Below are 11,216 nucleotides of genomic sequence, written 5' to 3' on the forward strand. Positions count from 1 at the left end.
AGGCAGGGCTGCGGACAGTCGGCAGGACAGACGGGATCCGTCAGCACCGCCTTGCGAAAATGCACATCTTCGCCGTCGTTGACGCTGACCATCAACCAGGGGGACCCCACCTGGGGATCTTCTGCCTGGGCCCGCCGGATCCCTTCTTGTGCAGCTTGCACAATGGCTGGATCAGCGGCGACGTCAATGCAATCGGCACCGGCAAGCGTGTAGAGGAAAGCTAACTCTCGAATCGACGGCAAGTGGTGGAAACTTGCGCCGCAGATCAGCTTAAACCAAGTACCCTGTTGCAGCGAGACGTTCGGCAAGGTCACAGGCACGGAAGGCCACCGGCAAGATGAGAGTCTGGGCTGCAGGCCGCCTACTTGAGATGGTAGCAAAGAATTTTCGAGGAATCTGAACAGATCCTCAGGCACTCTGCAGAGGTTGCCACCGAATTGACCGCTCTCGACCCAGCTCCACCACAAATTTCACGCCCTTATCTTCTTGGCTCAGCTTCACCAGGTAGGAGAGCTCTTGCCGGCTGAGCACATGCCCCTCGTAAAACCAAAACACCAATCCCTTGGCCTTTGGGGGCAAGGTGGCGCGGTACTGCTCGATCAACGAGGGGTAGAAATAGGTGCGCCGCTGCGATTTGCCCAGCGTGGCAGGCCGCACCCCATGGCTGGACGTCAGATAACTGGCCAGATCCCCAATCCCCTTGCTGGAAAGGGTGACTACCTCGTAGCCAGCTCCGCGCAGCCGCCGCAGGTAGTGCCCTTCCGATCCCCCTTCTGGGGTAACAAAGATGGCCAGAGCCCCACACTGCTCGAGCTGCTGCACAAACTTGGCGCCTGAGCCGACCAGCAACATGGCAATAACTCCGTCGTTTTCAGGGTTAGCAAAAGAATCCCCAGGCAAGCCCGCCTAGGCCGAACGGATCCCTTGCCTGTGCTCATTGTAGCGGGAGTATGTCCCCAGCCAGGGATAGAAGCTACAGATAGAACTCATAGAGAAGCTCGCCGACTCTTTGCCGCGCGGAAACTGCCGGCTTTGGCTGAGGGGTAGCCGACCAATGGTGAAGATACCCGTACCTTCGCCTTTGTGGGGAAGAAGACGTGAAGAAGAGTTAAGATACATACAAGCATCTGCTTGCAAGTCTCAGAAACAGCCGGACAGGGCAACTGGAGAGTCCGGCGGCGATGGCTTCACCCATGTCAGGACGGACAAACCGCTTATGCGACGAGGCAAGCTTTTGACTTGACAGTGGCCGGGTTCGTTACGGCACCCCTCAGCTTGACAGGAGAGCAACAGGCGATGGCTCAAGAAATCTATCCCGTTACCAAAACCGACGCTGAGTGGCGACAACTGCTCACCGAAGAGCAGTACTATGTGCTGCGCCAAGAGGGAACCGAGCCCCCCTTCCGCAACGCCTACTACGACAACAAGGCTCCAGGGATCTATGTCTGCGCTGGCTGTGGGCAGGAGCTCTTTTCCTCGGCAGCCAAATACGACAGTGGCACTGGTTGGCCCAGTTTTTGGGAGCCGATTGCTCCTCATGTGATCGGCACCAAGACGGATTGGAAGTTGCTTGTGCCTCGCACCGAGGTTCACTGCTCCAACTGTGGTGGTCACTTAGGGCACGTGTTTCGGGACGGTCCCCCACCAACGGGTCTGCGCTACTGCATCAACTCTGCTGCTCTGAAGTTCATCCCCGCCACCACCTGAGCCTCTCCTCAGGCAACGCTAGAATTGAGCCACCTGCCTGGGTGAACCTATGTCGGACTACACCTTTTTAGATGCTGCCTCGATTTTGCTGCGGGAGGGTCTGGAGGCGCTTTTGGTGCTGGTGGCTTTGCTGGCCCTTCTGCGCAAAAGTGGGCAGTCGGCCCCGCAGCGCTGGGTGTGGCTGGGGGGATCCATGGGTCTGCTGGCAGCGGTGATGCTCGCCTTGCTGGTGAAGTTGTTTTTCCAGCAGTTGCTGACCCACACCCGCCAAGAGGTACTGGAGGGGATGACTGGGCTGGTGGCAGCAGGTTTGCTGTTTTCGGTCAGCCTCTGGCTGCACCGGCGGGCCGCCCTTGCTTCCTGGCAGACCTTTGTGCAAGAACAAGCCCAGGCAGCGCTCGCCACAGGCCAGGTTTTTTCCCTAGCTTTCCTGGCCTTTGCAGCGGTGTTTCGCGAGGGGGCAGAAACGGTGTTGTTTTACGTGGGATTGGCCCCTTCCCTGGCGGCAAAAGATCTCTGGCTGGGGATCGGTCTGGGATCCCTGCTGCTGGTGGGGATGGCGGTCTTGCTGCTGCAGGTGGGGCTGAAGCTGCCCTTGGGGGCTTTTTTCCGGGGTTTAAGCCTGCTGATTTTTTACTTGGGCTTTAAGTTCCTGGGCAGCGGCCTCCATGCTTTGCAAGTGGCGGGCTGGCTTCCGATCACCCCCTTATCCGGGATCCCGAAGCTGCGCTGGTTGGGTTTGTATCCCACTTGGCAGACGCTGATCCCACAAATGGTGCTGCTGGGAACAGCCTTTGTCTTGTGGATGAGGCAATGGCGGCGGGCTGACTCTGCTCAAAAGCTTTCTCCGTGAGAAACTTTCTTTGCGAGCAGGGTGCCTCCCACAACCCTCAAGTTCGAGGGGCTGGGGTTTCGAGGGTTGTTGCTCGAAGTAGCCGGCGATCCTCCCTCTTCCTGGGGTGAGCAAAGTGTCCCGGCTGGACTCAATTCTCGGTGCCCAGCTACGCATTCCGGCCCAGAAAGACGAAGCCCGCCAGCAGGGAGCTGGCAGGCCGCTGGATCTTGTCGGGGATCCCACTTGCGATCGCTGTCGATAAACCGAGACCGATCTGCAGGGTTACCAGAAATCAGGTGTCGTAAACACGACACTCGACGGCGTCGGGGTTTTCAGCACAGTGCTGCTCGAGGCTGCTGGGAGCTTTGGGCTGGTGGCTGCGGGCTGCCAGCACTTCCTCAACAGCATCCCAAGCTGCACGGCAGTGAGGATCCCCTTCGCCGTACTCAGAACAGATGTTACGGGCGTTTTCCAGCTCTTTGGCAATGACTTCAGACAGTCCCATATTCTCAAGCTCCTTTCAACGAGATGGGGCCAGGGGCCCACGGGTATAATCTGCTGACGCAGATCCGCAGGGATCTAGCGCACTCGCGGATCAACAGGCAGAAACCTGCCGCTCCGCAGGGTAGATAAGTCCAGGATGATGCCTTGCTGCCAACCTATCGATCGCTGTGGATACATTACCATTCTAAGCAGCGACCGCCGGGGGTTGCAGCCACCCTTTTGCGATCTCTTCGGGATCAGCGGGGCTAAGACCTGAAGGCGCCAAACAGTTGTCCAAGCTGTTGCCGCACCTGCTCTGGGGATCCCTGATGGCGCACCTGTCCTTCGGAGAGGAAAATTGCTCCATCCGCCCATTCCAGCTCTGCCAGCCGATGGGTTACCCAGAGAGCGGTGATCCCCTCTTGATCCACCAGGCGGCGGATGCACCGCAGCAACTCCGCCTGGCTCTCGGGATCCAGCAGGGCTGTTGGCTCGTCCAAAAGCAGAACCTCGCTGCGCCGGGCCAGCGCCCCGGCGACTGCCACCCGTTGCTTCTGTCCACCGCTGAGGCCGTGGATGGGCCGGCGGATCAAGTGCCGCAAGCCCACCTGCTCCAAGGCCATTTCCACCCGCTCGGCAATCTCTTCCAACGTGAGGGGTTCTGCCCCCAAACCAAAGGCGACGTCTGCCCCTACCGTCGGCATGAACAGTTGGTGATCCGGGTTTTGAAACACGTGGCCCAGCCGCCCGCGCACCTCCAGGTGGCCCGCTAGGGGCTGAGGATGGGTGAGGGATCCGGACAACAGTTGCAATAGGGTAGACTTGCCGCTGCCGTTAGGCCCCAGCAGCATCCACAACTGGCCTTTGGGAATGACAAAGCTGCACTCCCGCAGAACCGGGGGACGCTCCGGCCAGGCAAAGGTCAGGCCCTCCACCCGAATGGCCGGCGGGGACTCCCTCTTGCCGCCGCGCAAGGACTCTGTCCCCCTCTCCGACATGAAAATCCCTCGCGAAGACCCGAAGAGCTGCTCTCAACCCTGCAACTGCGCCAAAAAGCCGGGACGAGTTCCTGGGGCACCAGGGCCACCCGACTTGGTGGTCATTTGCACGCCACACAGCTCGCCGGTGAGCAGGAACACCTTTTTGCCGGTGCGGTCACAGGTCAGCTCCAAGCTTTGGGGGGATCCGCTCTGGAGAGCGTTGACCACGCTTTGGTAGGCGCGGTTGGCCGCTTCCTCCTCTTTTTGGTGGACGACGATGGGGGCGGGATTCCCTTTCAAAAGCAATTCTAGGATATACATGGCTGACCGTTCGCGTAGTGGGCTGTGGACACCTGATCCCAGTATCGCAGGTCGGCGGAAGACCTGGAGGCCGGCAAACCCAGATCCCAGCGCTAGGGGCAGGGGCGGGCGGAGGTGGGATCCCCTGGATTGAGACCGGCAAACCAGCTCGACAGGGCCGCCGGCAGGCAGAGGCCAGGGTTGCCCTCGATGTGGAGCCGTTCCAGCCGCGGCAGTTCTGCCAAAAAGCCGGGCAGCTCGCCCGTGAGCCGGTTACGGGCCAAGCGCAGATCCCGCAATTGCTTGAGTTGGGCCAGCTCCGGAGGCAGGGATCCGCTGAGGCGGTTGTCTGACAAGTAGAGGTTTTCCAGGTTGTGCAATTGCCCCAGTTGGGGCGGAATGGGCCCAGAGAGCTGGTTGCGATCCAAAAACAGCCCCTTGAGGGAGCGCATCTGGCCCAGTTGGGCGGGAATGGCGCCGCTGAGCTGGTTGTTTTGCAAGCTGAGGTTTTCTAGGCGGCTGAGCCGGCCTAGCTCTGGGGGGATGGGGCCAGAGAGCTGGTTGTGATCCAAAAACAGTCCCCGCAGCTTGCCCAGTTGTCCTAGCTCCGGCGGAATGGAGCCAGAGAACTGGTTGTAGTCGAGAAAAAGCTGTTCCAACTCCCTCAACTGCCCCAGCTCGGCGGGGATGGGGCCGGAAAGTTGGTTGTAGCTTAGGGACAGAGCCCGCAGCCGGCGAAACTGGCCGATCTCCGGCGGCAGGGATCCGCTCAGCCCGCGGCGATCCAACACCAACTGGACAAGGCACTGATCTCTATCAAACAGAGCTACTTCCTCCACCACCACCTCAGGCCGGCCCATTGCGGCCAAGATTTGCCGGAGGAAGAGAGGATCCTGGCAGGAGGCAGCAGGCCAGGCCATCCTCCCCCAGCTCAGCCAAGCCCAAATCACCACTAGACCCAACACCCACCACCGCTGCTGAGCTTTTCCTAGCCCCTGCCCCATTGCCCTGCTCCCGAGGATCCCTGCTCCCCAAAGTGGCCGTGCAAGCCTCGAGCTTGCCCGACGTTGCCTTAAGGGAGCATAGCTCCAGAGGCCTCCCAACTGCCAGGCAGCCTCAGGAATTGGCAGCAGCAAGTTGCCAGGGAATAGAAGAGCAATGAGAAGATTGCCGCGACAGCCAACAGCGGCAAAACTGCTAAGATGAGGGCCTAGAGCTTAACTGCCTGGGAGCGCTGGATCACCTCAGCTTCGCTTAGAGGGGTGGGGGCGTGAAAAGACAGGCACCAGGGAGTTTGGATTTTGCAGGGCGGGTGAAGCTGCTGCGAGGAGAGATAGAACTGTCCCACCTTTAAGACAGCCACATCTTCTCCGCTTCCTCCCCGCTGGGCAATTTGCTCGCGCACTACCTCAATGGCTGCTGGAGACGTGACTCGGCCAAAAAACTGGGTGGAGCAGTTGGCGATGACGTTGTGGTCGATGCTCTTGGGTGCTTGGGTAGCAAAAATGAGACCCAAGCCGTATTTGCGCGCTTGGGCGGCCAGGCGCAGCAGGCTCTGCTTGCAGGGGGTAGTCCCCTGGGAGGGCACAAAGTCTTTGGCCTCGTCGATGACCAGCAGCCCGCGCACTGGCGCTTCCGGCGGGGCGGGGTTTTTCTTGATCCAGGTAAACAGCGCCATGGCCAGTTGATTGAGAAATTGCTGCTGTTCCCCCAGGGTGGGAAGGCCCACCAAGTTGACAACCGACACCCGGGTTTTGCCGTAGTCTGAGCCCAGCCCCAACAAGATGGCCGGATCCAACGCCATCCCCTGTTGATGGAGCAACTTGTTGTTAACCATGGCAGCCTTGAGGAGATTAGCCATCTGCAGCGCCAGTTGCGGCGCCTTGCTGATACCGGCTCCTGCTTCCGGAGGCAGGTCCGCAAGGAACTCGGCAAAGTCAGCTAGAGATCCCGGCTGGTGGGTGGCAAAGTATTTCAAAGCTGCCTTAAGAACCCCTCGCTTCAGCTCGTCGCTGACGGTCTTGCCGGGGGCCACGATCTCCTGGAGGGCGCCCCAGGCCATGTCGACGGCTTGCTCCAGCTCTTCGGGATCACCGGCCAGCGCAGCAAAGTCCGGCAGGGGGGCAAGGGTGAGGGGGTTGCCCGCCGCCAGCCCAGGGGTCCAAACCACCACCTCGGTTTGGGCAAAGTAGCGCTCTGCCTTGGCTTGATCCTCCTCTGTCCAGCCTTCGGGAGCGGCAGGCCAGGGATCCCCCAGCCGGGCCAAGTCGTTGGCTGCATCGATGACGATGGAAGGGATCCCCTGCAAGGCTGCCTCTTCCACCATTCGCCTCAAGAGCACCGTTTTCCCCGAGCCGCTGCCAGCCAAAATCACAGTGTGCCGCACCAGCTCCTCGATGGGCAGAAAAACTGGCTCACCCTCCCGGTTGGCTATCCAGCGTCGTCCGACAAACAAACCTGGCGAAGGTCTCGGCGGCTGCAAGTCTTGCTTGGCTTCAGGAGCTTTGCCGTTGCCTGCCCTAGGAGGGGAGGAAACTCTCTTTTCCTCAGGCTCAGCTCTCGTAGCCCAGTCAGCCGGGATCCCTTCCCTCAGCCAGGCAAGGATTTTGGCCAGCCCCGAATCCAACTCAGCATTTGCCAGGTGGGTAAGAGGTTGCCGTTCCGCCAGCCAATCTCTAAAACCGGGTCTGGATTGGAGCTGCTCCAGGGCCAGCAGAACCCTGATTCCCCTTTCACTGGGCCGCCAGTGGATCCCACCCTCCTCAAGGAACTTTTGCCACAGTTTCTGAGTACGTTCGCCTCCTGGTAGGGAGGTAGTGCGCACCACTACCAACTTGCGAAATCGCAGGGCCGCGTCGATCCCGGCTGCCGTTCTAGCAGCTACTAAGCGAGTTTGGAAAGATCTAGGATTAGTTGATTGAATAGCTGTAAAACAAAGGTGCCTTTCCCGCTCGTTTGCCTCGTAGAAGATTAGCCGCAAGCGAGAATGCAGAGGCAAGAAACCTCTGGATCCAGGGAAGTCAGTTTCCACTTGGTTGCCAATACTAGCCGGCAACTTTTCCTGCCAGACGAGAAATTTGCACAGAGAAGCTAGGGGCTCTTTCCATATCTCGCTCTCGTTTTCCTGTAAATACGGGGAAATATCAACCTTTTGCTTGGTCTCCTCAAAGATTCGATCTAGTTCCTTCAGTGGAGGGGGACTTGGAGTGATAGGAGCAGAACTTGAGACACCTAGCTCGGTAACTCTCCCTTCCCGTAGGCATTGCTCCCTGTGCTCATGACATTTCTGGAGGAGCTGCCGAGGATAGATACTCTGCTGGAAGAACTCCGGCTTAAACGGGTAGGAAGGATAGGGAGGGATAAAGCCCACCTTGTGGTAGGCAGCCTGCAGGCGAGGAACAACAACTGCCTCAGCGACACTGGCCGAAAGAAGAGCCGTCAAAGTTAAAGGCTGCTCAAAGCGTCCTGTAAAGGTTTCAACAGCTGTTTTCGTTAGAATTTCCCAAGACTGGTTTAGGCACGAGATGATGACAAGGGATCGGGAGAGGCAGTCCCGTAGCCCAATGAGGCCACCTGCGATGTTATGAATGATGTTTTGGGAAGCTTCTCTTTCTGTCTCTGGCGAGAGCTCCTGCAAGGATGACGAAGGACTAGGACTTGTATGAGATTGCACAACAATGGGATCCAACTGATCCAAAGCAACTACAGTGGGTCCCCTTAGGCTCATCAGCCAAGAAAGCCCTGCAACAACTTGACTAGGATTTAAGCTGGCGTTGGTAAAACCGAATTGTCGGGCAACCTCTGATTCCACACCTAGGCCCTGTATCCAGCTAGTACCTATTGACGCCAGTGAAAAATCATTCGAATTAGCTAGAATGGCAGCTCGTACACAATCTTGGTACTCGATGGTGTGCTTGCGATCTTGAGTGAATAGCCATTGCAGAGTTTGTCTAATGACGTCGAGCAAAGATTCGTGGGAAAAACTGGCGATCTCCTTCGCCTGCTTGGGAGTAGAGAGAGCTCTCAGAAAGACCAGATCGAGAATTTTTTGGAGCTGGCTAGTGCCATCAGGCTCTTCCTGAAGCAGAGAGGTGAGGTAGCCCTGGATTACGGTTTCCCAAAAGTCTTTCACATCGGTCATGTCCACTAGGACAAATCCCACCCCTTTTTCAAAGCAGCGCTGTCTTAAGACCCTGAGAAGGTGGGTTTTGCCAGAGCCACCATTGCCAAGCACAGGGATTCCAAAGGGTGTCTCCATCTGGGGAGATTGGATTAACTTCTCCAGCCGGCTGAATAGCTTCTCCCTGACATCCCGGTTAAGCTCAGGAACGTCAAAATCCGGAGGTTGCCAGATTTTTCTAAGATGAACTGTCCAATCAAAATCAACCTCCTTGAGGGCTTCTAGAGCTTTTTGTTGGTTGATTGAGAAAGAGGTACTTTCCTTGGAAGTCATGGCTAGTTCCTAACACGAAGAACGTGCTTTTTGTAGCCGTACAGGTCAATAGCGGCGGCTTCGATTTCAGGAGTAATGGACAGAGGATCGTCCAGGTCCATCAGCACTATCTTGGCTTGGTCGTGCAAAGTCAGGAGCGCCTGATCCAATAGCCAGGAGGGAACATCGGGAAATCTTTTACGCAAGTCGGATAAGTAGACCATGAAGTAGCGCCCTCCCATCTCCTCGCAGGTGCGAAAGACCTTCTCGAGGAAGTCAGGATCAACCTCCCCTTCGCTAACTTCCCAGGGCTGCGTTTGCCCACTAGGAACAGGGGCTGCTCCACCGAGAGAGGGTCTGTTCGCGTCAGCGGGCCGTAGGCCTAGAATCCGCGCCAAGGGAACGTTCTCCCGCTGTGCGTAATCCACCAGGGTTGCCAACGCCTTTTGCAAAACGGCTGCTGCCTCTGGCGACTTGGAACGGGCAATGGCCGTTGGAGGCGTGGTAGAAGCCCAGTCCCAGGCCTTGTCAGTCAGCACAAGCCGGGTTATCCTCCTTCCCTTTTCGACTACAGTCTTGCATTCAATGAGGCCCTTTTCCTCCAACAGCTTGAGCTCTTTGGCCCTATGCTTTGGCTTCACTTGCGACTTGGTCGGTTCTTCCCCTGTTAGCAGGAGCTTCCAGAGCAAGATTTCGCTTTTGGGCAACAAAGCGGTCATTTCCTCAACCTCCAGCCCTGCCTCAAAGCCGGCTCTGTTGCAATTGAACCACCTTGCGGATCATCTCCACCGCCCGCTCGCAGTCGGACATCACCAGCTCGTTGGGAATCCGCAACACCAAGTAGCCGGAGATGAGCAACTCGTAGTCCCGCAGGCGATCCTGGTAGTAGTGGTTTGGCTCGCGGTGCTCTGGCCCATCCACTTCCACCACCACCTTACCCTCCCGCCAAAGCAGATCCGCTCGGAAAGCGCGTCCGTTAACACTCTGTACAGTTTGGTTGAATTCCAGCAAATTCTTTAACTGCGCATCTGCTGCCACCCGGTCGGCCAGCTTTCTCTCGGCGGGACTGAAGGGGTGAGGGGATCCCTTGTAACCCACCACCACCTGCACCGAGCTGTCGAACTCCTTTAGCCTCTCAGGAAGCGGCAGTCGAATGGCACCGTAGCTCACGGAGGCCAATTCGGGGTGATCAGTCAAAGCGCTCGGCACCACCAGCACCAGCCGTGCCTGACTGTGGTCAGCCAACCAGATAGCTGCCTTGGCCAAGCCGAGTAAGTAGCTGGGCGCCGGCTCCGTCTCATTGGTTGCCAAAGCCAAGGTCAGCTCGCGAGGGGCAATGGCCTTGGCCAGTTGCTGCACCTGGATCGCCCGCTGGATCCCTGGCAGCAGAGGCAGGCGTTGCTGTTGGCACAGGTGCATGGCCGCCCTGAGCCAGGCGTTGGCAATGGTGGGATCCTGTTTTGCTGGTAGCTCTTGGGCGCGGAGACGATTGTGAGCTTGAACCTCTGCCGTCGTGACCGGCTCAAACTTTTCCCCATACCAATAAGGCCAGAGGGATAGAGCTACCCTCGCCAGCACTTGCAGACACTCATCGAGGATGGCATCCTGGGCAGGAATTCGGTGCCAAAGCTTGGAGACAAAGACCGTCTCTCGAGTTTCAGCCTCCTCCGCCAGGCTCGCTAGCGCCTCCTCCACGCACGGCGCCAGTAATAGCTTGACCTCCCCCTCTTTGCCTAGGTCTTGCCACGAAAGAACGGCCACCCCGCCTCTCCCACCTGCCTCCTGGAATCCTAGCCTAGGCCAGGCCGGGGGGAGAGGGTATCGCAAGCTGGGTCGGCAGGGATTCGAACCCTGGGCCAATCGGTTAAAAGCCGAGTGCTCTACCGCTGAGCTACCGACCCGAGTTTACACTTTCGTTATGATAGCAGGACTTTTGTCACATTCGCAAAGACTCTAGCCGGATCCCCGAGAGTTTTGCTAGTCTAGATTTAAGCTAACCCCGGGGCTGTAACGGTTTCGACGGGGTGGCGAACAAGGGTTCATGATGCAGGTCGGGATTGAGCTTATCCCGTTACCACCAGGCTCAACACAGTACGTGCGAACAACGTCGTACCTTTTGCTCGTAAAGCGGCCGCTCTGGCTGCCTAAGGCTCAGTAACCAAGAACTTACTCTGAGCTCGAGGATCCTCTCACGACCCCGTTAAGTGGGCGGATCACAACCACAACGGGTGCAGCTCTCTTCTCCGGCTCCGTCGAGGGAGAGCCTAAGGCTAGGCGGAGAATTCCCATCGCCGGGATCTAAACGGCGATCCCCGCCTTGAGGGTTAGAGAGGCTAAGCCTGTGAAGGAGTGAACCCCCAGTACCCATCTCGGACACGGGTTCGACTCCCGTCAGCTCCATCTCCAGGTCAACCTGAGGTTATTGGCCCAGACCATCCTCGGTCAGGAGGGAGACGGGGCCTTTGAGTCCCTCTAGAGG

10 protein-coding genes, 1 tRNA gene, 1 other RNA gene and 1 pseudogene are annotated in these 11,216 nt (G+C 58.1%); 3 read left to right on the plus strand and 10 right to left on the minus strand.

The features are described 5' to 3' along the window. Window positions 1–320 (minus strand): annotated as a pseudogene (locus NW809_RS07095) (4Fe-4S ferredoxin); the annotation flags it as partial. A gap of 88 nt (window positions 321–408) precedes the next feature. Then, window positions 409–852, minus strand: a complete 444-nt coding sequence (gene ndhN / locus NW809_RS07100) for an NAD(P)H-quinone oxidoreductase subunit N (protein WP_011429907.1) — start codon at window positions 850–852, stop codon at window positions 409–411. Between the two features lie 444 nt (window positions 853–1,296). Here ndhN and msrB point away from each other — a divergent pair, with 444 nt between their 5' ends. Together msrB and NW809_RS07110 are read left to right on the plus strand one after the other, a co-directional pair. Continuing rightward, window positions 1,297–1,707, plus strand: a complete 411-nt coding sequence (msrB, locus tag NW809_RS07105; RefSeq protein ID WP_011429906.1) for a peptide-methionine (R)-S-oxide reductase MsrB — start codon at window positions 1,297–1,299, stop codon at window positions 1,705–1,707. Between the two features lie 49 nt (window positions 1,708–1,756). Next, window positions 1,757–2,560: an FTR1 family iron permease gene (locus tag NW809_RS07110; RefSeq protein WP_099812250.1), complete on the plus strand. Its 804-nt coding sequence runs from the start codon at window positions 1,757–1,759 to the stop codon at window positions 2,558–2,560. Between the two features lie 274 nt (window positions 2,561–2,834). Here NW809_RS07110 and NW809_RS07115 read toward each other — a convergent pair whose 3' ends face one another. The 8 genes from NW809_RS07115 to NW809_RS07150 form a co-directional block, all read right to left on the minus strand. Further along, on the minus strand, window positions 2,835–3,047 hold the full coding sequence (locus tag NW809_RS07115; protein ID WP_099835041.1) for a CP12 domain-containing protein: 213 nt from the start codon (window positions 3,045–3,047) through the stop codon (window positions 2,835–2,837). Window positions 3,048–3,291: 244 nt separating this feature from the next. Next, window positions 3,292–4,023: an energy-coupling factor ABC transporter ATP-binding protein gene (locus NW809_RS07120; protein ID WP_099812251.1), complete on the minus strand. Its 732-nt coding sequence runs from the start codon at window positions 4,021–4,023 to the stop codon at window positions 3,292–3,294. 33 nt (window positions 4,024–4,056) lie between these two features. Further along, window positions 4,057–4,326 carry a hypothetical protein gene (locus tag NW809_RS07125; protein ID WP_011429902.1) on the minus strand — a complete coding sequence of 90 codons (270 nt, stop codon included), beginning with the start codon at window positions 4,324–4,326 and terminating at the stop codon, window positions 4,057–4,059. A 92-nt stretch (window positions 4,327–4,418) separates the two neighbouring features. Then, the gene (locus tag NW809_RS07130; protein ID WP_414401807.1) at window positions 4,419–5,309 is read right to left on the minus strand and encodes a hypothetical protein; all 891 of its coding nucleotides are present in this window, start codon (window positions 5,307–5,309) and stop codon (window positions 4,419–4,421) included. Window positions 5,310–5,515: 206 nt separating this feature from the next. Next, window positions 5,516–6,931, minus strand: a complete 1,416-nt coding sequence (locus NW809_RS07135) for an ATP-binding protein (protein ID WP_414401808.1) — start codon at window positions 6,929–6,931, stop codon at window positions 5,516–5,518. A gap of 1,829 nt (window positions 6,932–8,760) precedes the next feature. After that, complete coding sequence (locus NW809_RS07140; RefSeq protein WP_414401809.1) at window positions 8,761–9,276, minus strand: hypothetical protein; 516 nt, start codon at window positions 9,274–9,276, stop codon at window positions 8,761–8,763. 202 nt (window positions 9,277–9,478) lie between these two features. Beyond that, entirely contained in the window at window positions 9,479–10,432 is a 954-nt protein-coding gene (locus tag NW809_RS07145) for an endonuclease domain-containing protein (protein ID WP_414401810.1), read from the minus strand. Between the two features lie 134 nt (window positions 10,433–10,566). Further along, a tRNA-Lys gene (locus tag NW809_RS07150) sits at window positions 10,567–10,638 on the minus strand. Between the two features lie 100 nt (window positions 10,639–10,738). On the opposite strand from NW809_RS07150, the gene ssrA reads away from it, so the two are divergent. Beyond that, window positions 10,739–11,140: a transfer-messenger RNA gene (gene ssrA, locus NW809_RS07155) on the plus strand. Window positions 11,141–11,216: the final 76 nt, after the last annotated feature.

It is taken from the genome of Synechococcus sp. WC101, assembly GCF_047461555.1.
Lineage (GTDB): Bacteria > Cyanobacteriota > Cyanobacteriia > Thermostichales > Thermostichaceae > Thermostichus.

Excerpts from the sequence above, each read along its gene's own strand:
- ndhN (WP_011429907.1), bottom strand. The coding sequence starts at position 852 with ATGTTGCTGGTCGGCTCAGGCGCCAAGTTTGTGCAGCAGCTCGAGCAG.
- msrB (WP_011429906.1), top strand. The coding sequence starts at position 1,297 with ATGGCTCAAGAAATCTATCCCGTTACCAAAACCGACGCTGAGTGGCGA.
- NW809_RS07110 (WP_099812250.1), top strand. The coding sequence starts at position 1,757 with ATGTCGGACTACACCTTTTTAGATGCTGCCTCGATTTTGCTGCGGGAG.
- NW809_RS07115 (WP_099835041.1), bottom strand. The coding sequence starts at position 3,047 with ATGGGACTGTCTGAAGTCATTGCCAAAGAGCTGGAAAACGCCCGTAAC.
- NW809_RS07120 (WP_099812251.1), bottom strand. The coding sequence starts at position 4,023 with ATGTCGGAGAGGGGGACAGAGTCCTTGCGCGGCGGCAAGAGGGAGTCC.
- NW809_RS07125 (WP_011429902.1), bottom strand. The coding sequence starts at position 4,326 with ATGTATATCCTAGAATTGCTTTTGAAAGGGAATCCCGCCCCCATCGTC.
- NW809_RS07130 (WP_414401807.1), bottom strand. The coding sequence starts at position 5,309 with ATGGGGCAGGGGCTAGGAAAAGCTCAGCAGCGGTGGTGGGTGTTGGGT.